The sequence below is a fragment of the Zavarzinella formosa DSM 19928 genome (genome assembly GCF_000255705.1).
GTDB lineage: Bacteria > Planctomycetota > Planctomycetia > Gemmatales > Gemmataceae > Zavarzinella > Zavarzinella formosa.
In genome coordinates, this window is sequence record NZ_JH636442.1 from 372,802 (window position 1) to 394,441 (window position 21,640).

The following is a 21,640-nucleotide window of genomic DNA, read 5'->3' on the forward strand; positions in this document are numbered from 1 at the left end:
CGAGAACCCGGTTATTCCTTTTTGGGCTCTTCTTTCTTGGGTTCGGGATCTTTCTTGGCTTCCGGGTCTTTCTTGGCCTCCGGGTCTTTCTTCGGTTCTGCGTCGCCCTTTTTGGGTTCGGGCATGTCGCCATCCTTCTTGGGAATCTCATTCAGGGCTTTTTCCACATCCCGGTTGCCGACCAGCCAGCGTTGCGGGACGACGAGATTCCGGTCATGCAGGCAAAGGAGCAGGCCGTTCGGCGCGGCGAGATAGAGGCGGTCGTTCCGCTCGTTGACCACCGGCACGTTGAACGCGGAAATGTCAAACGTGGAAAGCGTGGTCCCCCGACGGGCGTCCAGAACCAGCAAGGCCCCGGCGCGGTTTAGGCCGTAGACATAGCGGGAATTGGCCGCGAGAACCTTGGTGACCGACTCGTTCGGCAGTGTGCGGGTCCGGCCGTCCGGGGTGATTTCAGCCCACATCGGTTCGAGGCTGGATTTCTTCAACCGGATGAGGCCCCAGCGGGAGCCAATCACATAAAGCGAATCATCGACCAGCAGCGGCTTTTGCTCCACGGGGCCGCCCGCCGTGAACTTGCCGCGAGGAAGCAGGCTTCGGGCCATCGCCTTGTCGGTGAGTTGATTGATGTTCAGGCACACGACGCTGGCGTCGGCCGTGCAGACATACAGGTAATCTTTGTGGTGGGTCAACGGGGCCGAAATTTCGGCCGGGGAGAAATACTCTGATCGGATCGAATTGCTTCCGATGGAACTTGCGGGCATGGTGATCACACTTCGGCCGGACGACGTCAGCACCATTTCGGCCTGATCGGGAATGTCTCCCGAGTGATATTGCACGGCGTCATCACGACTGAACAACACCGGAGTGTCGGTGACCTTGCCGCTGATGGCGACATCCCACAATCGCTTGATGCGGGTGGAGGCGGTCAACGAGGTTTGTTGGTAAATGTTATTAAGGCTCTTCATGGTCACCACGGAGGGAGACCGGTTGCCCTCATAGGACTGGTAGGGGGGCACGAAGTTCTTCAGGCCCGAGACAGAGGGGCTGATGTCGATTGAGTCGGCCGGTGTGAACGGAGGCCGAAGTGATTTCAACCCGGCGACCGAGGGAGAACGGTTGGCGGTCGTCGACAATTCAGAGGCCGGTTCATTCGCCAGATTGACGTTTCGCACCGGATCTGGATAAACGATCTTTTTCCGGGGGGCGTATCCGGGGATGAACCGTTGGTGGGAGTAACAAATAATCCGGCGATTATCGAGCGGGATGTAAACCTTGTCTTCATCGGCGATGGGGCCGGCTGATGCGGTGGAGGGGAGTTCCTCGGTGTATTTCATTTTGCCATCGGCCGCGTCAAGAACGACCAATTGCTGGCCAAAGACGGCAAACACTTCGGCAACCGGCTTGAGTCTTCCCTCGATTTCCGCGAGTTTTGAGATCACAGCCACCGGCATGGGGGTGCCCGCGAACTGGTGGGGTTGGTATTGCCAGATGATGTCGCCGGGTTTGCGGAATGACTTCGGATTTGCGTAGGCTTGGATGGCGAGCAACAGACCGGACCGGAGCTGGACATACGCCCGGTCGGCGTCGGGCTGCACCACGGAGACGGTGTCCCCTCCGTTGTTCAGCGGAAGATACATCCGCCAGGCAACTGTGAGGTTCAACCGCTCAAGGTCGCGCGCTTGGGGTTCCAAGGCCCGCACCTTGACCGAGGCGGGGGTTTGCCCCGCAGCCGTTCCGACGATGAGGAAGGCTGTTGTGAGAAGGGCAAGCCGGTACCGCATGAAAGGCTCCCAAAGCAAAAAGTGTGCCTTCTTAGCTTACCACGCTTCCCTTGAGTGAAACAACCCGGAGCCGCGAAACTTCGCAACCACTTTTTCAAGTTGCTCCGGTTATAACGGCCGTTCCGATCCCGACTCTTCCGGCCGAGTTGTGGGAAAAGCATCATTCAGAATTGTATTTGATTGATGTGCCGTCTCACCGCTTCCAAAAGTAACTTTCCGAAGTGATGCCATAGGTCTTGCCGCCGAAGGGCATCAATGATTCAAACCCGCGTGGCGTGAGTTCAATCGTTGCCTTGGCCGGGAAACGGTCGCTGGCAATGCCGAGGTTGTCCATCGTTGTCGCATACTTCCCGTGTTTCTTGAAGTAATCCTTTTGGGCATAGTAGACCTCGTGCAACGAATCCTTCACGGCTTGCGCTGGGTCAGGCCGAAGATCAACCGGCCCCTTGGTTTTCGTGCTGAATTGCAAGCCACCCCAGCGTTCGGGCCGGTGCATGTCGATGACGCCCTGCGGCGACCAAACCCAGTTATGCTCCGGCTTGCCTTTTACTTTCGCATATTTGCCGTTTTCGACGGTGACATCCCACTCGACGCGCGAGAAGTTGATTCTCCACAGGTCGCCGTCTCCGGGAGGAACCGGCGCGGTCGAAATCTCCTTCAAGCCCTGCCATGGCCAGAAAATTTCCACCGTCCAACTCTGATCGGTGTCGCGGGGGTCGTTCAACGTGCCGTTAAGGTTCACTGCCGTCTTGAGTCCGATGATCTCCCAGCCATTAAGGGCCTTGCCGCCGTCCTTGTATGGTTTGGTGAGCAGCAAATCCCAAGTCGTGTTCAGCGCGTTTAACTCCAGTTCCCCATAGTTAAAATTGTCCCCGTCCGGATCGATGAAGACCTCAAAATCCGGGTCTTGAAAAATCACCGAGTCGTGTTCTTTCAACTGGCCCCAAAGGTGCGGTTCTTCCAGTTCAGCGGCAATATACAGTCCTTTGTCATCCCACAGCATTTTCATGCGGGTGCGATGGCGGGGTTTTGGTTTCTTGTCCCCCTCGATGTCAACGAAGTCCTCGCTCCACGGGGCCGCCTTCCAAGCCTCGTCGTCTAGTTTTCCATCAATCACCGGGGGCTTTTCTGCTTTCAAGCAGACGTATCCGCGAGGGGCAATTGGTTTGGCGGCGGGCGCATCGGCCAGCAGCAATGCTCCCGAGACCAACAGGGACAACGGGACAATCCCGTGACAGAACAAACGGATCATTGGAAACATCCCGGTTGGGGTGGCGGGTTATTTTTTCGGGGCGAGGCTGACGCTCACTTCGGCCTCGAAGACGAGCTTGGGGTCGCCGCGACCGACCAGTGTGTCGAGCATGACGGCGATGGTCCGGGCCGGTTTTCCCTTGAAGAGTTCTTGGCCCATGTGGGTGATGCGGATTGGCTTCTCCAAATCCGCGATTCGCTCGTCGAAGCGGACGATCACATGGTCCGTTTTTTCAGCCTCAATGATTTCAATGTCCTGCTTGTCGCGCCGGGCGACCACGCGTGAGCCGACTTTGGCCTCACCGGCCGGAACCGCGAGCCAGTAGGAACGATCCGTGGCGGTCCCGGTCTGGTTCCACACCACCCGGTCGGGCACGCTGTTGCGGCTGAATTTCGCCATCCACGGCAGCGCCGCCTTGTCCTCCAGATTCATCCAATGGCCTTTGCCTTCGTGAATCTTGACAAAGTGTTGATATCCTCCGGAGTCGGCCATTTGTAGCTTGTCTAATTGCTCGCCATACTCTTTGCCGACTTTGTTGCGGTTGTAGGCGGAATCATTGCCTCCCACTTGCAACGCGAACGGAACATTGCGAAGCGACAGCAGGGAGACGCCGTTGGGATGCCCGGCCATCATGGAGGCCGCCGCCCAATGATCGGCCAATCGCGGGGCCAGTTGGTAAACGCCGTCTCCCCCGGCCGAGTAGCCGAGCAGATACACCCGGTCGGGATTGACTTGTTCAAGCACGATCAGGTCTTCGATCAGGCGGGTGAACAACCGGTCGATGTGGGCCTCATGCCAGAGGTTCCAGGTGTTCGTCGGCGCCCGCGGGGCCAGATAAATGCCCTCTTCGACAGTGTAAAGTTTTTTCTGGTTTTCCCACTGTTGGTCGTTCACCTGTTTGGGGGCTCCGCCGCCGCCGTGCATTGAGATCCAGAGGCTTCGGCCTTCCTTGGGTTTTGCGCCGAACGTCTTGAAGGCGAAAGGCATTTCCAACTTGCCTTCTTTCAACACCCGGTCTTTGAGTTCGCCCGCCCGTTCCTTTTGAATGATGGAGACATGGGCTTCCCATAGCATTTTTCGGGCGGCGTCGGCATCCGCTTTGGTGAGAGGCAGACGGGCAAAATCTTTGGCCGTCAGTTCTGCAAGCGACTTGGGATTGGCGGCAAGAGCCGTCTTCAAGGCCGTCAATGCCTCGCCTGACCGGTCGGTGTCCGGGTCGGCGGCCACGGTAATGGAAGTGAAGGCGAAAGCCAGACAAAGGCACAGAACGCGCATCAGATTCTCCGGTCGTTGTTGATGGCCCGCGAGACGATCACTTGTCGGTTTTCAAAATCTCAACCAATTGCTGGGTGCCCGCCTTGCCAGTTTTGATTGGCTGCGAGGTCTGGCCGATCTTGACCACATATTCCTTTTCGGGGGCGAGATCAAAGTGGAGCAGGTCGTTCAGGTCCGCATTCTCGCCACGGGAGGTTCCTTCAAAAGCCGGTTTGGTTTCGCCAGCGGCCGTGACAGCCACCGCCGTCGCAATTCGTTTCTTCCCTTGATCGATGACCCGGATGGAGACCCGCACGGTTTCGGTCGTGGCCGGACGGCTTTTGGCGTAGCGATCCGTGACATTTTCGCCGGGAATGCCCTTGTTGGTTCTCGCCCAAACCAGCGGGTAATGGCTGTCGGTTTTGCGGAAACTTGCTGCGTAGATGGAGTGTTCGGGGGAGTCTTTGTCTGCCTTGGCCGCGTCGCCGACGAACCAGCCGCGATCCAGCCCCTTGGGATCTGGTTCGCATGCGCCGGTGAAATGCCAGTCCTTGTCCCAAATCTCCACCCAAGTGTGGTTGCCGCGATTGTCAAACCAGTTCGGCGTCCCCGCCAGCCGGGCCGGAATGCAAACCGCCCGGCAGGCATCGCTCAGCACGATCGACAAGCCGGTGCAGGAGGCCGTGCCTTGGGCGATTGATTCCTTCGGGCTAAGGTTGGGGCTTCTCCGCTGCGGCGCATATTTCAACTTGAGTGTTTTGAACAATTCGGAATTCAACTTCATGACGGCTTCGGATGGCGTCTTGCACGATTTGACCATCGGCATGCACATGTCGTAAAATTCTTTTCTCCAAGGATCGCGTTTCTCATCCACGTTGGCATAAGCCAGGACATTGTTAAAAAACACGTCTTCCGGGATGTCCTTGCCCCACGGCGTTTCCTGTCTGGCCTTGTAAGCCAGTTCATGATTGAGAATCAGGAAATCGCCTTTGATGGCCGCCAAATCAGCGTCGGGCATGTTTTCGATCAGGAATTGCATTCCTTTTCGCTGGTCGTTCGGAATGCCGTTGAGGGCTTTTTCCAACTGTGCCCGGTTCTCCCCGGCCGACACTAGCCTCTTTTCCACGGCGGCGGGCCACCAAGGTTTGACCGGCTCGGCGGCGACGGCAAGCATTGGCCCGCAAAGCGCCAACAAGCCCGGCAAAACATGGCGTTGAATGAACATGGACATCCTCTTTATTGTCAGGCATGTCAGGGAATGGGCCAATTTTCGGGAGAAGTTCACGGTTTGAAATGGAGAGTGCCCGGAGGTTTTGTGGCGCTGTGCTGGTCTGGTTCTCCCAAACAAGTTTGGACACAAAACGCATGAACGGCGTTCAATCGTCTGGTAACAAAAACTTCCCCCATCGTTGCTATATGGGTTTCGGGAGCAAGTTCGTCGAATCTTGCTTGTTCCGGAGGCCCCTCACGCGATAAACTATGCTGCAATCCATTGTCGAATTTCCGTTCCTCATTTGCGGCTGATCGTTGGCCAGAAGCCCCATGAATCAGATCATTGGCATTGACCTCGGGACCACGAACAGCGCCGTGGCTTACATGACGGATGACGGCCCGCAACTCATCCCCAACGCCCTCGGCTCCAACCTGACCCCCTCGGTTGTTGGTATCGACGAAGATGGCCGGGTGCTGGTCGGGTCGGCTGCCCGCGAACTGCGGGTGTTGCATCCCGACCGGTGCGCCAGCGTGTTCAAGCGATATATGGGGACCGACTGGACCGCGAAAATCGCCGGCAAGGAATTTACGCCGGAGGAACTGTCCAGTCTGGTGCTGCGCTCATTGAAAGCCGACGCGGAGGCTTTTTTCAAAGGGGAGATCACGCGGGCGGTCATCACCGTGCCCGCTTATTTCAATGACCAGCAACGCAAGGCCACGATGGCGGCGGGCAAGATCGCCGGGTTGTATGTCGAGCGAATTTTGAACGAACCCACGGCCGCCGCCATTGCCTACGGTTTTCACCGGCAAGACGAGGAAAAGTCCCTGCTGATCTTCGATCTCGGCGGCGGCACGTTTGACGTGTCCCTCGTTGATCTGTTCGACGGCACGCTGGAAGTGAAAGCCTCCTCCGGAGAAAGCATCCTCGGCGGGGAAGACTTCACCCGCACACTGGCCGGGCGTGTCTTGGAACGTCATGGTCTGAGTTTTGAAAAAGCCGAGATGTCCTCCCCCCTGATGGTGTCCCGGTTGCTCCGGCTATGCGAAGGGGCCAAGGTTCGCCTCAGCCGGGAAGAATCGACGATTATCCGGATGCCCAACAAAAACGGCGACTTGGAGGAAGACGGGAAACAAATCACCGTCACCCGCCGCGAGATGGAAGAATGGATCGGCCACATCCTCAACCGGATCGAACTGCCGGTTCGCCGTGTGTTGAATGACGCCAAGGTGACGAAGGACGAAATCGACGAAGTGATTTTGGTTGGCGGGGCGACACGGATGCCCGTTGTCGCGGATCGCGTCACCAAATTGCTGGGCAAGCCCCCGCATTGTCGGCTGAATCCGGACGAAGTGGTGGCGATGGGGGCCGCCGTGCAGGCGGGATTGTTCGCCAAGCATCAATCGGTTGATGAAATGGTGGTGACGGACGTGGCCCCGTTCACCCTCGGCATCGAGATTTCCAAGCAGCTTGGCTCGGAACGGCGCTCCGGGTATTTCATGCCGATCATCAGCCGGAACACAACGATTCCCATCAGCCGCAGTGACATTGTGACCACGCTGGCCCCCAACCAGACGACCATCATGCTGAAGGTCTATCAGGGGGAAAGCCGCAAAGTGGAGGACAACCTGCTGCTCGGCAAGCTGGAAGTGAAGGGCATCCCCCCGGCGGCGGCCGGGCAGGAGGTGGAAGTTCGCTTCACTTATGATCTCAACGGCGTTCTTGAGGTGGAGGCAACGGTCATCGCCACCAAGAAAAAGATGTCCACGGTCATCACCCGCCACGCCAAGGGGGGGATGACGCCGCAGGAAATCCAACAAGCCCAGAAGGACATGGAACGGCTGAAAGCCCACCCCCGTGAAGACTCGGCAAACCGATTCTTGCTGCGCCGGGCCGAACGGGTCTATCAGGAACTCAGTTCCGATGACCGACAGTTTTTGAGCCGATTGATGGATGGCTTTGAAGAGGCCCTCTCCATGCAGGATGCGATTGCCATCGAATCCAACCGCGAGGCATTGGAATCGTTCTTGGACCGGATGGACCCGAACATTGACGATCTGAACCAGGAAAACGAGTGAGCATGGGAGACGGCCACGACCCACTCCCGCCATCCGGGGAACCGGAAGAACCGCCGGTCTCTTGGGACAAGCCTGTTGGTCCCGTTGCCGGGGCGATGAACGAATCGATGTTCATCGAGCGGCTTGGCCGTTTCGTGGCCGAGTATTGGAGCCTTCCGCTGCGTAACCGGCGAGGGGAATGGGAGATTCTGAACGAACAGACCGCGTCGTTTCCGGAATATCAATCCCGGCTTCGAGAACTGAAAGCAGGGCTGGAAGTGATTTGGCTGGGCGACATGGAAGAGCGTCTTCAACCGGTCGTCCGGTGTGTGGAAAAACTGTTTGTTCTCCCCCGTTCCTTGCGAAATGACCGATTGCCGGGCCTCTGCCAAAAAGAAGGACTGCAAGTCTCCGAATTCAGAGAACTGGCTGACACGTTGCTAGGCATGTGTCCGGAGGCCGAAGGGGTATTTGCGGTTCTCGGATTTTCGTGGACAGCCAACTCGCGTGCGATGGCCGCTCAGAGACAAGAGAGTAAACAGCAGGAAGAATATTCGGAAATCAGGAGAAAGAACGACAATTATAATTGCGTCATTTATGTGATAATTTTGGCGGCTGTCGCTTGGTCATTCATTTGCATGGTTAATGTAAAGCATGATCCTGAAAAAATGACTCCGTCCGCAAAAGGCTCGGACAACGTGAGAAACGAAATCATGAATCCGGATTCGGAGTTTCAAAAATCCATGAGGAAGATTTACGAAGCTCGGGGGAAAACCTCTTATCGAATGTCTGGAGGCAAATTGGTTCCGATTGCCCCGGAGGCCAGTCCGGAGAATGACAACCCGAAGAAGGAAAGCAAGTAATCATGGCGGCCGGAAACCATCTGATCTCGCTGGCCTCCTCCACGCTGGGCGTTCCGGCGAATGCCGCCGACGCGGATCGCCGCACGAGCTTCCTGTGGCGGCTCGACGAGACGGATTACATGCCGACGGCCGATGTGTTGGAGTCGGCCGGGGTGTTGGGAATCCTTTCGCGGGACGGAGAGGTGTGTCCGGTCTTGCAGGCACGGTTCGAGCGGGATTTTCACGAGCAAGTCGGGCAGTTTGTCGGGGATTATTGGGAACTCGACCAAGACGATCGACGTGCAGAATGGAATCGCCTTAATCAACTATCGGAATCATTGCCGAAATATCGGGCCCGCCTGCATGACCTCAGCGCCGGGTTGGGTTTGGAATGGCCGGAGGATTTGGAAGAGAGGCTTCAGACAGTTGTTCATTGCGTTGAACAGGTTTTCGTCCTGCCTCGCGCGATGCGTGCGGATCGGCTGGAGGAATTGTGCCGGGAAGAGGGACTTCAACCGGCGGAGCTTCGGCTGATGGCCCATAAACTTCTCGGCGTGTGTCCGGCGGCGGAACGTGTTTTCCATGTTCTTGGGTTGTCGAAGGCATCCAAGGCAAAGCCCGTCCCGGTCGCAAGCGGAGATGTGGAGAGACGAAAACCCAAACCGCAGAAAACCCTCGTCGCCAGCGGCAGTCCACAGAAAAAGGCGGGCACGCCGGGGATCATCTTCCTTGTCGTCCTCGGTCTGGTCGGTGGATTTCTGCGAGCCGGTTGCGGGCCGAGTAACTCTCCAAGTTCCATTTCACCGATCACTTATCCCCAGTTCTCGCCCCCGACCATGCCGAAATGGAATGTGCCGAAATGGGAGCCGCCGGAATGGGCCATGCCGAAACATCCGGGGCTGGAGCCTCCAAAAATCAAACCGTTTGAACCGCCGAAGATCGACACGCGGGAGCCATTCCCCAAGACTTCGCCTTTTTTTCCACCGCCGGGACGGAACATTGATAATCAGAAACGGGAAAACAAATAAGCATGGCCGCCGGAACGCATCTGATTTCGCTGGCCGAAGCCACGCTGTGTGTTCCCGCCGATGCCTCGGCGGATTCCCGCCGCAACGTGTTTCTATCGCTTCTCGATGAGGAGAATTACATCCCTTCGACAGAGGCCTTGGAATCAGCGGCCGTGCTGGGGATTCTCCCTTGGGAAGGTGTGGAGACACCGGCCTTGGTGTCGAAATTCGAGCAGGTTTTCAACGAGCGACTGGAGAAATTTGTCGGCGAGTATTGGGATCTCGAACCAGACCAACGACGCGCGGAGTGGGAGATTCTAAACGGGTCGTCGGAACCATTCCCAAAGCACCGGCTCCGGTTGCGAGATCTGCAGGCGGGACTGCACTTGAAGATGCCCCCTGATCTGGACAATATTTTCACGGCAGTGGCCCGTTGTTTGGAGACGGCGTATTTGCTTCCACTGACCATGCGGGCAGATCGGGTGGCCGAGATCTGCGAGCAAGAAAACTTACAGATGTCAGACTTCCGGGTCTTGGTGCGATTGTTTCTGCGCGAGCACCGGGGATTTGATTGGGTGATTGCAACGCTGGGGGTGCTGGAGGGTCAAAATCGAAACACCGTGTCCGATCATCGTGACGTGGTCCGACGAAAGCCGCAAACAACGGTTCCCGCAGAAAACCAGAAAAATGACTCAAAAGCGGGGACGATGATCCTCATCGGAATCGTGTGTATGTGTGGCTTGGGCTTGTTCACTGGCTTGAGAAAGGAAGCATCTGCCTCAAAAGTTCGATTTTCCGCATCGTCGAGCGCCAAAGTGGAAAGCACTTTTGGAGATCCGTCCGAGAAAGACAACGAACTCAAAGCATCGCTTCAGAGAATGAGGCAATTGACTGAAAAGATTCAAAAACTCAAGGAGCAGCGGAAGTCGCTGTCTCCCGATGAGATATCGGCGTTGAAGAAGCAATTTTCGGTTCCAAACCCCAAAACCAATCAGCCGTCCCCGTGAGCGAACGCCCCCTCCCTCTGAACCTCTCGGACTGGCCCGCCAATCCCCACCAATTGTTGGGGGTTTCGCACCCATACGGGGCGAGGGAACTTAAAAAGGCATACACCCGGCTGATTCGTTTTTACAAGCCGGAACTTCATCCCGCCGAGTTTGCTCGCATCCGCGAGGCATACGACCGCCTGCTGCCTTGGGCGATGGCCACCGACTCGCCGAAGCAAGTCGAAGAGGAACTCCCGGCGCCCCGTGAGGAGGCGCCGCCGGTGGAAAACGAAGGGATGGAAATCCTGCCGCCGCCGCAGATCAGCATCACCGAGAAGATCTCGTTTTCGGACTTGGAGCCGGCGACCCCGCGAACGGAAGATCCCTCCCAAGAACCGGAACAGGATGGCGACTATTTCTGGCAGTTGGCCACGCGGGGGGAAACCGAATCCGCATACCGGGGGTTGACGGAAGAAGCCGCCCGCCATTCATCGGTTGAGCGAAATTACCTGCGGTTGTACTGGCTGTTGTCCGTTCACAAGGAGCTGGACTCCCAACGCCACCCGGCCGACTGGCTGGCCCGCGGATTGTCCGCGACCGGCGGTTCCCAGCGGTTGCTTGAAACTTATGTCACCTTCATCAACATGCAGCCTTTGGAGGCGAACAACCGGCGTTGCGTCAAAATCCTGGAGGGGTTGCGCGATCCCTATCAGGTGTCTTACCTCGTCCAGAATTCCTGGCGGCAACTTCTGCAATTCCGACGCTGGAACGACGTGTTGGAACAGTTCCCGATCATCCGGGAGCGGTTGAAGCAATCGACGGATGCCTGGCTCGGCTTGGTCCGCACGGTGGCCGACGCCGCCGGATGGGAAACAACCAGTCTGACCGGCATCGACCTGATGAAAGCCTGTCTGCGTGAACTGGACGATCTCAGTTATGTGGCGTTGCAGAAGCCGGAGGTCTTTGATCGGATCGACTTCCTCAAGACGCTGGTGAAGAGCGCCGATGCCGTAAACCGTGATGACAGCCTGCGAGAGTTGTGTCGGTTGGTCCGGAAAGAGTGGACCACGGATCTGGACAACGTGAGGATCGACTTGCACCGCTTGATCGCAGACATCGCTTGCTACCCGAATCGTTGGAGCAATCGTTTCGACGACGCCGTTTCGGCGGTCAACCCGCTGGCCTGTCAGGCGTACCATTTGGTCAACCAGCTTCGGAGCGAAACGGGCGCCGATATGCCGTTGCAAGGTGACGCGGAAAAAATCGGCCGAATCCAGCGACAATTGACGCCTGTCTTGCATTATCCGCAATATCGGGAAACGATTTACAGGTATTGTCTGGAGACGTTCACGCCGCCGGAATCATTGATCGATTTGCTTTCTCCGCGATATGCGAAAAAGTTTCCGCAGGACAATTCTCTGGAAGAACACCTGTTGGGAGACTGGCCGTTGCGACTGATCTGCCTCGCCCATCGGTTCTACCATTCGTGAGTCTCGATCCCCGTTTGCGGGCTTCGTGCGTTCGGCCGGTTCTGGCCATCATCCCGGTTCGCCGACGACCCGACGCGTTTTGCCCGTCTGCTTGCGCCAGATTCTCGCGAAATCATCAAACATCATGACCGATGAACACGGCTGACACGGATTTGTCGCTGGAGGCATGGACGAGCCTACCGGAACAGGAAGAATCCGTACCAGGTCGCTCGATGAAAATTCGTCCCGTTTCTCTGCGATTGTGTTCGCTCGAAGCCCGTGATGTTCCCGCCGCCGTTGTCTATCCGACGGCCACCTTCGACGATGTTCCCGCGAAATTGCCATCCACTTGGACGACGTGGGGTTCCAACGCCGGGCAGTCCCAGATTGGCGCCCAACAAGGCTTGAACAACTCAAACGCGCTGGTCCTCTCCGGGGCGAGCAATGCCGTCTCCCGTGCCTGGGACACTCGCGTCACGGCCGCCAATGTGGAAACCCATGCCCAAGTCCTGCTCAACACGCTGATCCCCACGCAGGTGATCGCCCGAGGGAAATCTCTCAACACGGCAACACCGACGTATTACGCGGCCGGAATCGCCCGCGGGGTGGAAGTCACGCTGTCCAAAGTGGTGAACGGCGTCAGCACAACGCTCGGAACGCTCACCAGCAATCAGTATCTGAGCAACGTCTGGGTCGATCTGTCGCTGGCGGTGCAAAACAACCGCCTGCAAGTCCGGGTGCAACGACCGGACACCGGGCAATGGCTGAATCGTTTTGGCGACTGGCAATCCACGCCGACCGAAGCCTTGGATGCGGTGGATGCCTCCATCGCCGGGACGGGGCAGGTTGGTGTTAACCGGCCGGCGTCGTATTTCGGCGGGGTCACGGTGGACAACTTCCGGAGTTTCGCCGCAACGGGGGACATCACGCCGCCGACGGTGAAGTTCGTCTTCCCCAATCTCCCCGTCACGGCCCCGGCGACGGGTTTGAAGAGCATCGTCAAGGTTTACACGGACATCGTCGATCAAGGGGCGATCAAGCGGGCCGACTTTCTGGTCGACGGCCAACTGGTGGCGAGAAAGGTCGCGGGGCCGTTTCGAATCGACTTGCAAACGCTGAATTTTGCCAATGGCTCGCACACGATGTCCGTGCGGGTGTGGGATGCGTCCGGCAACACGACGGAAACCACCTTGCCGGTGAAATTCAACAATCCCCCGCCGGCGTCGCTGCCGGCAATCAAACGGCATTTCCCGAGCATTCAATATGCGGCGCTGGCCTATAGTGGCACGCCCATGAATGCCACCACCACGGAAATGCTGCAAAACAAAGTCGATCTGGTGGTTCCCAATCCGAACTATCTCGGGCCGATCAACACGGTGGCTCCCAATACGCCGCAGATGATTTACTCGAACGTCTCCAACCTGTATCTGGACCTGTTAACTGACTGGCTCAACTACGCGGATGCCAAAGCCCTTCCGCGAGAAAACGCCTTTTACCACGTCATGCAAGCGACGCCCTTCAGTGGCAATAGCGCTTCGTCCCTGCCGGTGGATCGCTTCTGGAATGTCGAACGCGGGAACACAACGCTCACCACGTATACGCTGCCTTCCCAGCAGAACACCCCGGTGAATATCAAACTCGGAGGCGCCGGGGATTCCTTGTATCTGGCTTACCCGGACAAGTTCCGCGAAGTGAACGTCACGCTCGGCGCGGCGGCCACCTCGACGGCATGGAAGGGTGTGTGGGAATACGCCAGTTCTGTGGATGCCAACGGGAAACCGCTGGCTTGGAAGGCGTTAAAGCTCACGACCGACACCACTCAATTGTTCAAGAAAACCGGCCAATTGACCTTTGATCCTCCGACCGATTGGAAGACGGCCGTCGTCAGCGGCAGCACGGCCCGGTTGTTTTACATTCGCTTCCGCACCACGGCGGGAACCGCCGATCAAGCGCCGACGGTCACGATGCTGCGGGGCCGGGATTACGTGGGCGCGAACGGGGGCATTTCGGGAACCATCCCGGCCTTTGACACCTCGGCCGACAAGAACGGGGATGGATACCTTTCGGATGCGGAATACGCCAAACGCAAATCGGGAATGAACGCCCGCTTTGTATATGAGTCGCGGCTGTTCTATCCCTACTACGGCCAGATGCGGTTTGCGACCAACCCCACCGGCACGGGTGTTTCCGATTGGGCGACCGATTATCATGTGCGCTTGTTGAAGGCCCATCCATTGGCTGACGGCATTATGATGGACAACTCGGGAGGCAAGCTTCCGAATCTGCAAGCCTCGGTGATCGAGCAGACCGACACATATACATATGATTATTCGTCGATGCTTGCTCAAATCAGCCGGGCGATTTACCCCAAGCGGATCGTGGCCAACACGGCCGGCGGTGGGGATGCGGCCGCCAGTGTGGACGCGCAAGTCGCCGGATCGCTCGAAGAAATGGCCCTGCGGCCGCTTCAAGCCACTTGGTCGCAGTTCGTGAGCGTGGCCGACGACATTGAAGATCGTTTGTCCAAACTGGCCGACGGCAAGTTCATCATCCTCGACACCTATTCCACGGGGGGCGGTTCTCCCACCGACCCGCGCACCCGGATGTCGGCCTTGGCTTATTACTACTTGCTGGCTGATCCCGACTCCACCTATTTGATGACGTGGGGCGGCGAGGAACCCGCCTCCGCGTGGGACCGGCATTGGTTCGACGCCATCGGTTACGACATTGGCAAACCCACCGGCACATGGACGCAGACGGCCGCCGGTGTTGATCCCGCCGACCCTCGGCTGGCTTATCAGGTGTTCGGCCGGACTTACCAAAACGCGCTGGTGCTGTACAAACCGCTTTCCTACACGGCCGGAATCGGCACGGGGGGAATCGGGGATAACACGGCGACGACCCACCAGCTCGACGGGAATTACCGCATCTTGAACTCGGACGGCACCCTCGGCCCCGTGACGAACAAGGTCACATTGCGAAACGGCGAAGGGGTTGTGCTGATCCGAAGTTGATCGAACATCCAAGGGGAGACTTTTCCGAACCGTTGCACGGCGTATCCTGTTCAGCGGTTCGACAAATGATTTTCACCCCACCCAAAGGATGCTCTCCGATGAATCGCATCTCGATTTCGGCCAGATTCTTGTTGGTCGTCGGTCTGGCGGCCGGAATTCCGGCCAGTTCTCTGTTTGCCAAGGATACCCCTCCGGTCGCCGCTCAGATGAGCATGGCGGCCCAGCAGTTTTTGGCCAGCCTGTCGCCGGAACAAAAGAAGAAGGCGAGTTTCGAGTTCAACGACCCGCACCGCACGGGTTGGTACTTCATGCCGAAGCAGGACAAGGACGGCAACTATACCCGCAAGGGCCTTCCGCTCGAAGAGATGAACGACGACCAACGCAAGGCCGCCCTCGCCCTCTTGCGGTCGGGCACCAGTGCCTCGGGATTTGAGCAGACCCAAGCGATCATCGGTTATGAGTCCTTGTTGAAAGAGGTTGAGGCGAAGCCGGTCTTTGCCCGCAAGCCGGGTTGGTACTTCGTGAGCATCTTTGGCACCCCCGGCAACACCGGAAAATGGGGCTGGCGGATCGAAGGGCACCACATGGTGGCGAGCTACACGATCAACAACGGCGAAGTGCTTAGCCCCACGCCGATGTTCTTCGGTTCTAATCCGGGGATCATCAAGGATGGGCCGAAGAAGGGCCAGGTGATTCTGCCGGGTCTTCAAGAAACGGCCGCCGATTTGGTGAAATCGTTCACGGACGAACAACGCAAGGAAGCCCACAGCGACATGAAGCAGTTCCCGGAAATCGAAGAGAATGTGGGCATCGTGAAGTTGAGCGAAGCGAAGGGAATCCCGGCCGCCAAACTCACCGAAGCCCAACAAGCGATCCTCTGGAAGCTGATGGACGTGTACATCAACCGGATGCCGACTGCTGTGGGCGACGCCGAGCGGAAGGCGATCAAAGCCGCCGGGTTCGACAAGGTTTCGTTTGCCTACACCGGCGAACCGTTGAACGGTTACACCTTCCAAATCGTCGGCCCGACGTTTCACGCCCGCCTGCTGAATGTCCAACCGGACGGTTGGGGCAATCCAAATAACCACATCCACAGCGTGTGGCGACGGTTGCCGGGTGACTTTGGTTTGGAAAAGTGATTGACCGGCCTATGCCAATGACGAGGTTGGGCAAGAAAAAGGCCATCCGATTCAATGGGAATCGGATGGCCTTTTTTCGTTTCGATCAACTGTTGTCTTGACCTCTCACGGATTCCGCTTGCGGTTTCGGCGAATCGGCTTTTCTTCCACGTCACCGGGCGGTGGCATCGGCGGGCAGTCGCGTTTGGCGTCGGCGGCATTCGCTTGAAAGATCGACTGGCTGCTGACGGGTTTGGCTCCCGCCGACGGCTCCACTCGTTTGTAAGAACCGTCCGATTGCAATTCCCGGGATTTGGCCGTGTCTGATAGAGTCACTTCAAGGATTTCCTTGATGACCCGTTGCTTCAGATCGGGTTGCTCGATGGGGAAAATCACCTCAACCCGCCGACTGAGATTGCGGTCCATCAAATCGGCCGAGCCGACATACACCACCGGGTCGCCGCCGTTGCCGAAGTAATAGATGCGGCTGTGTTCCAGATAACGATCCACAATGGACACCACGCGGATGTTCTCGCTCACCCCCGGAATGCCCGGCCGCAGGGCACAAATTCCCCGGCAGACGATATCCGATTTCATCCCGGCCCGGCTCGCCCGATAAAGAGCTTGCACGATCACCGGCTCAAGGATGCCGTTCACCTTGGCGATGAACCGGCCCCCCTTGCCGGCTTTTTCAAACTCGGCCTCGCGGTCGATCATCTCGACCATGAAATTTTGCATCCGCGACGGGGCGACGATCAGTTTTTTCCACTCAGGGAGTTCGCTGTAGCCGGTAAGGTAGTTGAACAACGCGGACACATCGTCCGCGAAATCCGGGTTGCAGGTGAACATGCCCAAGTCGGTGTAGAGTCTCGCCGTTTGAGGGTTGTAGTTTCCGGTTCCCAAGTGGACGTAGCGTCGGATGCCGTCCTCTTCTCGACGAACGACGAGAGCGACCTTGCAGTGGGTTTTCAACCCCACGAACCCGAACACCACATGCACGCCGGATTTTTCGAGTTCACGCGCCCAAGCGATGTTTCGTTCCTCATCCAGCCGGGCTTTGAGTTCGATAACGGCTGTCACCTGCTTGCCCGCGTCGGCGGCCCGTTGAAGGGCGCGGACCACCGGGGAGTCGCTGCTGGTTCGGTAAAGGGTCTGCTTGATGGCCAGCACCCGTTCATCCGCGGCGGCCGTCTCGATGAAATCGACCACCGGATTGAACGATTCGTAGGGGTGGTGCATCAGGATGTCCCGCGTGCGAATCGCCGCCCAAATGTTGGCAGCGTTCGCAATATCCGGCACCGGATGCGGCACAAAGTGGGGATCGCGAAGGTGCGGGAAACCCGGCAGGCCGTACACCTGAAAAAGACCCGTAAGATCGATCAGCCCCGGAACGCGAAACACATCGGCCGAGGTATCCAAATCAAGGGCGGAGGTGAGGAAATTCACGACTTCCTCCGGAGCGTCGGCTTCGATCTCCAACCGCACGGCCGTGCCCCGGCGGCGCTTCCGCACGGATTCCTCGATGGCTTTCAACAAGTCCTCGACTTCTTCATCCTCGATTTCGTATTCACTGTCCCGCGTCACCCGGAAAACCGTGGCGTGATCGATCTTCATGCCCGGAAACAGTTCGGCCAGATGCAACCGGGTGACCGCCTCCAACGAGGCGAAGCAATATCCCCCTTCCACGGGGATAGGCATGAATCGCCGCAACACGGCCGGAACCTGCACCACGGCATACAGTTTGTCGGGATGGCTGGGACGTTCCAACACCACGGCAAGATTCAAGGTTTTGTTCGCCAGATGCGGGAACGGGTGGCCTGGGTCGATGGCCAACGGCGTCAGAACCGGGAAGACTTCCCGGCGAAAGTTCTCCCGCAAGTGTTTCTTGTCGGCCTCGGTGAGTTGTTTCACCGTTGACTTGATGACGATGCCTTCCTTCTCCAAGGCGGGCAGAACCTCTTCCGTCAGCACGTGGTATTGGTCCTGAACCATCTTGGAGATGTGCTGGGAAATCTTTTCCAATTGCACTTTGGGCGTGGTGCGATCTGCCCCGGACGAGCGGGTGATGCCCGCGTGGACTTTCTGCATCAGCCCGCCGACACGGACCATGAAGAATTCATCAAGGTTGGACGAGACGATGGCCAGAAACTTGAGCCGCTCCATGAACGGCACCCGCTTGTCCTGCGCTTCCTCCAGCACCCGCCGGTTAAACTCCAGCCAGGACAATTCCCGGTTGATGTACAGGGACGGATCATCAAGGTTGATGGACGGGGCAGGAGCGGCGACGGACAACTGAGGCGTTGAAGACATTCCCTTGACCCTTCGAGGCAGCGATGATTTCGGCCGGGAGCGCGAGCCATCCCATCCTGATTGAGATACGCCCAAAGCATGGATTTGTCATCGAATGATGGGATTCCTTGGAGCGTCATGGTATGATCTTCACACTTTGGGGCTTTTGTCCTCTGTCACAGGGAATGCGAACCATGCGTTGGATTTGTTTTTTGCTTCTGTTCGGAAGCCTCGGCCTGACGGCAATGGCCGACGGTCCGGCCGACAATGTCGCTGAAAAAGTGCGGCCGGTGCCGCCGACGCCCAAAGACCCGGTCCCTCCGGAGGAAATGATTGAGCTGCAAAAGGGCGTGAGCGCGCTCGGCGCCGAGATCGAAGGATTGAAGACCGCGTTGAAGGACAAGCCGGAGCTGCTCGCCCTGTTGCCGGATGTGATCGTGTATTACAAGGGGGTGCATGATGCCCTCAAATACAACGAAGTGTTCGATCCCAAGAAGGAAGTGCCGACAGCCAAGAAGCAATTGCAAATCGGCATGGACCGGGCCAAGGCCCTCCGCGAAGGCAAGGCCCCGTGGATGACGCAGACCGGCAATGTGATTCACGGTTATGTTTCCAAGATCGACGGTTCGATCCAGCCCTACGGATTGTTCGTGCCAACAGGCTACGACTTCAAAGGAATGGCCAAGCACCGGCTGGATGTTTGGTGTCATGGCCGGGGCGAAACCCTGAGCGAACTCAACTTCAACCAAGGCGGACCGGGTTGGAGCGGCAACGCGAAGACCTTCATCCTGAGCCTCTACGGCCGATATTGCTGCGCGAACAAATTCGCCGGAGAAATCGATTGCTTTGAAGCCCTTGATGCCGTGAAGAAGAATTACCGCGTTGACGAAGACCGCGTGGTGATGCGGGGCTTTTCGATGGGTGGAGCAGCTTGCTGGCAATTCGCCGTCCACTATCCGAGCGTGTGGTGCGCCGCCGCCCCCGGCGCCGGTTTCTCCGAAACGGCCGACTTCCTGAAGGTTTTCCAAAAGGAAACGGTCAAGCCCCGGCCGGACGAGAAGAAGCTCTGGCACATGTACGACTGCACCGATTACGCCCTAAACCTGACCAATCTGCCGACCGTGGCGTACAGCGGCGAGATCGACAGCCAGAAGCAAGCCGCCGACATGATGGAAAAGGCACTCAAGGATGAAGGAATGACGCTCATTCACCTCATCGGGCCGAAGACCGCCCACTCCTACCATCCCGAGGTCCGCAAGGAACTAAACAAGCAGATCGACGCCCTCGCCGAAAAAGGTCGTCCGGCCGTGCCGCCGCTGGTGAAGTTCACCACCTGGACCCTGCGTTACCCGACTTCCTATTGGGTGACCATCGCCGGGATGGAACAACACTGGGAACGCGCCAAGGTGGTGGCCGAGATTTTGGACAAGACCAACGTGAAAGTGACCACTTCTGGCGTGACGGACCTGACCCTCGCGATGCCGGCCGGTCACAACCCCTTCGATTCCAGCAAACCGACGACGATCACGATTGACGGCAAGGCGATCTCCGTTCCGGCCACGATGAAATTTGTGGTCAACCTCTCCAAAACGGCCGATGGCTGGAAAGCGGTTGACGCATTCTCGACCGATTTGCACAAGCGTCCCGGTCTGCAAGGGCCGATTGACGATGCGTTCCTCGATTCGTTCGTGATGGTGAAACCGACCGGCAAGCCGATGAATGAAGCCGTTGGCAAATGGGCCGCCGGGGAAATGACCCACGCCACCATCCATTGGCGGAACCAGTTCCGGGGGGAAGCCCCTGTGAAGGCCGACACGGATGTGACGGATGCCGACATTGCCGCCAGCAACCTGATCCTCTGGGGCGATCCCTCCAGCAACGCCGTCTTGAAGAAGATCGCCGACAAACTGCCGGTCAAGTGGACGGAAAGCGGTGTGATCGTTGGCGGCAAGACCTACGCGGGCGGAACCCATGTGCCGGTGTTGATCTATCCGAACCCGCTGAACCCGAAGAAGTACGTCGTGTTGAACAGCGGCTTTACCTTCCGGGAATACGACTACCTGAACAACGCCCGGCAAATCTCCAAACTGCCGGACTATGCGGTGATCGACATCACCTCGCCGGTGACTCCCCGTTTCCCCGGCAAGGTGGAAGCCGCCGGGTTCTTTGATGAGAAGTGGATGCTGCCGACGGGCGGCAAGTAAGACAATCGGAAGCGAGCCGGCATGGGATGCCTCGATATCCCATGTCGGCTGGATTTTGGACAAGCATTCAATAATTCATTGCCAAGACTCCATTGTGCGGCGATTTTACCCGTTCAAGACTCGGTAATGCCATGCCCCGGATATTCATTTCTTACCGCCGACAAGACAGCAGCCATCAAGCGGGACGACTCTACGACCGGCTTGAGACTCGATTCGGGGCGAAAAACGTCTTCAAAGATGTTGATTCGATTCCCTTGGGGGCCGATTTCCGCAAGGTGCTGACCGAGCGGGTGCAAAAATGCGATGTGCTTCTTTGCCTGATCGGCGACCAATGGCTCCATTCCACCAGTGCCACCGGCCGACGATTGGATGAAAAGTCGGACTTCGTTCGCATCGAAGTCGAAGCCGCCCTGAGCTTGGAGATCCCGGTCATTCCCGTCTTGGTCGGCGGGGCGGCCATGCCGCACGCGGACGAACTGCCGGAAACGCTGAAGGAGTTGTCTTTCCGCAACGCCATCGCCGTTCGCCCCGACCCGGACTTCCGCAGCGACATTGACCGCCTGATTCGCGGGATCGAAAAATTGCCCCCGACGCCGCGCAAGAAACCGGCGCCGAAAGCCAGGCCGGAATCGTCGGCCGCACAGAACAAATCATTTGCGAAGGCATCTCCGAGAACCGATTCCGATCGGGCGGATTCTTCTGAAGAGAAGCAACCGTCTCCATTGTCGCCGACTTCGTCTGGCAAGCGAAATGTTCTCATCATTGGCGCCGTCATGTCGGCGGCTGTGGTCGTGATCGTTCTGTCGTTGTCCGGTGTTTTCTCAAAAAAGCCGGATGGCGCCGCCAAACAAGGCGAGGATGGTAAAACGGCCCAAAAGCCTGATGAAGTAAAAGAGAAACCGTTAATTCCAAACGCAGGGCCGGGCGAGCATTATGTGATAAAAACCACCGTGTTTGTGGATGTGCCGTACATGTACACAGTGGACGAACCAACAAGCAAAACGGAAAAAGGCGATGATGGAAAAGAGGTGGTTGTGGTCGTTAAAGTGCCGGTTACAAAAACTGGCATCAAAAAAGTAAAGGAGTATCGGGAGATGATTTCGGATATTAAATAGCTCCCACGTCGAACGAAAGTGCGAGTTTGCCGAAAAGCG

The 21,640-nt window shown here is 57.7% G+C and carries 14 protein-coding genes; 9 read left to right on the plus strand and 5 right to left on the minus strand.

Annotated features, from left to right (window positions below; translation table 11 throughout):
* Positions 1 to 11 precede the first annotated feature (11 nt).
* The 4 genes from BGIM_RS0122765 to BGIM_RS51870 form a co-directional block, all read right to left on the minus strand.
* Positions 12 to 1,784, minus strand: coding sequence for a hypothetical protein (locus BGIM_RS0122765; protein ID WP_020472039.1), 1,773 nt, complete (start codon positions 1,782 to 1,784; stop codon positions 12 to 14).
* 193 nt (positions 1,785 to 1,977) lie between these two features.
* On the minus strand, positions 1,978 to 3,036 hold the full coding sequence (locus BGIM_RS0122770; RefSeq protein ID WP_238537704.1) for a carbohydrate-binding family 9-like protein: 1,059 nt from the start codon (positions 3,034 to 3,036) through the stop codon (positions 1,978 to 1,980).
* Positions 3,037 to 3,063: 27 nt separating this feature from the next.
* Complete coding sequence (locus tag BGIM_RS51865) at positions 3,064 to 4,311, minus strand: alpha/beta hydrolase family protein (RefSeq protein WP_020472041.1); 1,248 nt, start codon at positions 4,309 to 4,311, stop codon at positions 3,064 to 3,066.
* Between the two features lie 37 nt (positions 4,312 to 4,348).
* Positions 4,349 to 5,515: a transglutaminase-like domain-containing protein gene (locus BGIM_RS51870; RefSeq protein WP_157369350.1), complete on the minus strand. Its 1,167-nt coding sequence runs from the start codon at positions 5,513 to 5,515 to the stop codon at positions 4,349 to 4,351.
* A gap of 317 nt (positions 5,516 to 5,832) precedes the next feature.
* On the opposite strand from BGIM_RS51870, the gene BGIM_RS0122785 reads away from it, so the two are divergent.
* From BGIM_RS0122785 to BGIM_RS58035, 7 genes are all read left to right on the plus strand, one after another.
* Positions 5,833 to 7,578: an Hsp70 family protein gene (locus tag BGIM_RS0122785; protein ID WP_020472043.1), complete on the plus strand. Its 1,746-nt coding sequence runs from the start codon at positions 5,833 to 5,835 to the stop codon at positions 7,576 to 7,578.
* Complete coding sequence (locus tag BGIM_RS0122790; RefSeq protein WP_157369351.1) at positions 7,575 to 8,420, plus strand: hypothetical protein; 846 nt, start codon at positions 7,575 to 7,577, stop codon at positions 8,418 to 8,420. The genes BGIM_RS0122785 and BGIM_RS0122790 overlap by 4 nt, the downstream gene beginning before the upstream one ends.
* A gap of 2 nt (positions 8,421 to 8,422) precedes the next feature.
* Positions 8,423 to 9,427, plus strand: coding sequence for a hypothetical protein (locus BGIM_RS0122795; RefSeq protein ID WP_020472045.1), 1,005 nt, complete (start codon positions 8,423 to 8,425; stop codon positions 9,425 to 9,427).
* 2 nt (positions 9,428 to 9,429) lie between these two features.
* Entirely contained in the window at positions 9,430 to 10,413 is a 984-nt protein-coding gene (locus BGIM_RS0122800; protein ID WP_020472046.1) for a hypothetical protein, read from the plus strand.
* Entirely contained in the window at positions 10,410 to 11,882 is a 1,473-nt protein-coding gene (locus BGIM_RS0122805; RefSeq protein ID WP_020472047.1) for a hypothetical protein, read from the plus strand. Before BGIM_RS0122800 ends, BGIM_RS0122805 begins: the two co-directional genes overlap by 4 nt.
* 212 nt (positions 11,883 to 12,094) lie before the next feature.
* Positions 12,095 to 14,875: an Ig-like domain-containing protein gene (locus BGIM_RS0122810; protein WP_020472048.1), complete on the plus strand. Its 2,781-nt coding sequence runs from the start codon at positions 12,095 to 12,097 to the stop codon at positions 14,873 to 14,875.
* Positions 14,876 to 14,973: 98 nt separating this feature from the next.
* Positions 14,974 to 16,014, plus strand: coding sequence for a DUF3500 domain-containing protein (locus tag BGIM_RS58035; protein WP_020472049.1), 1,041 nt, complete (start codon positions 14,974 to 14,976; stop codon positions 16,012 to 16,014).
* Positions 16,015 to 16,119: 105 nt separating this feature from the next.
* Here BGIM_RS58035 and ppk1 read toward each other — a convergent pair whose 3' ends face one another.
* Complete coding sequence (ppk1, locus tag BGIM_RS0122825) at positions 16,120 to 18,303, minus strand: polyphosphate kinase 1 (RefSeq protein ID WP_020472050.1); 2,184 nt, start codon at positions 18,301 to 18,303, stop codon at positions 16,120 to 16,122.
* Positions 18,304 to 18,476: 173 nt separating this feature from the next.
* Here ppk1 and BGIM_RS0122830 point away from each other — a divergent pair, with 173 nt between their 5' ends.
* Together BGIM_RS0122830 and BGIM_RS58040 are read left to right on the plus strand one after the other, a co-directional pair.
* Entirely contained in the window at positions 18,477 to 20,486 is a 2,010-nt protein-coding gene (locus BGIM_RS0122830; RefSeq protein ID WP_020472051.1) for a prolyl oligopeptidase family serine peptidase, read from the plus strand.
* 131 nt (positions 20,487 to 20,617) lie between these two features.
* On the plus strand, positions 20,618 to 21,601 hold the full coding sequence (locus tag BGIM_RS58040) for a toll/interleukin-1 receptor domain-containing protein (protein ID WP_020472052.1): 984 nt from the start codon (positions 20,618 to 20,620) through the stop codon (positions 21,599 to 21,601).
* Positions 21,602 to 21,640: the final 39 nt, after the last annotated feature.

What these genes read in the sequence shown, in the direction of transcription:
- BGIM_RS0122765 (WP_020472039.1), bottom strand. Translation starts at nt 1,784, where the DNA reads ATGCGGTACCGGCTTGCCCTTCTCACAACAGCCTTCCTCATCGTCGGA.
- BGIM_RS0122770 (WP_238537704.1), bottom strand. Translation starts at nt 3,036, where the DNA reads ATGATCCGTTTGTTCTGTCACGGGATTGTCCCGTTGTCCCTGTTGGTC.
- BGIM_RS51865 (WP_020472041.1), bottom strand. Translation starts at nt 4,311, where the DNA reads ATGCGCGTTCTGTGCCTTTGTCTGGCTTTCGCCTTCACTTCCATTACC.
- BGIM_RS51870 (WP_157369350.1), bottom strand. Translation starts at nt 5,515, where the DNA reads ATGTTCATTCAACGCCATGTTTTGCCGGGCTTGTTGGCGCTTTGCGGG.
- BGIM_RS0122785 (WP_020472043.1), top strand. Translation starts at nt 5,833, where the DNA reads ATGAATCAGATCATTGGCATTGACCTCGGGACCACGAACAGCGCCGTG.
- BGIM_RS0122795 (WP_020472045.1), top strand. Translation starts at nt 8,423, where the DNA reads ATGGCGGCCGGAAACCATCTGATCTCGCTGGCCTCCTCCACGCTGGGC.
- BGIM_RS0122800 (WP_020472046.1), top strand. Translation starts at nt 9,430, where the DNA reads ATGGCCGCCGGAACGCATCTGATTTCGCTGGCCGAAGCCACGCTGTGT.
- BGIM_RS0122810 (WP_020472048.1), top strand. Translation starts at nt 12,095, where the DNA reads ATGAAAATTCGTCCCGTTTCTCTGCGATTGTGTTCGCTCGAAGCCCGT.
- BGIM_RS58035 (WP_020472049.1), top strand. Translation starts at nt 14,974, where the DNA reads ATGAATCGCATCTCGATTTCGGCCAGATTCTTGTTGGTCGTCGGTCTG.
- ppk1 (WP_020472050.1), bottom strand. Translation starts at nt 18,303, where the DNA reads ATGTCTTCAACGCCTCAGTTGTCCGTCGCCGCTCCTGCCCCGTCCATC.
- BGIM_RS0122830 (WP_020472051.1), top strand. Translation starts at nt 18,477, where the DNA reads ATGCGTTGGATTTGTTTTTTGCTTCTGTTCGGAAGCCTCGGCCTGACG.
- BGIM_RS58040 (WP_020472052.1), top strand. Translation starts at nt 20,618, where the DNA reads ATGCCCCGGATATTCATTTCTTACCGCCGACAAGACAGCAGCCATCAA.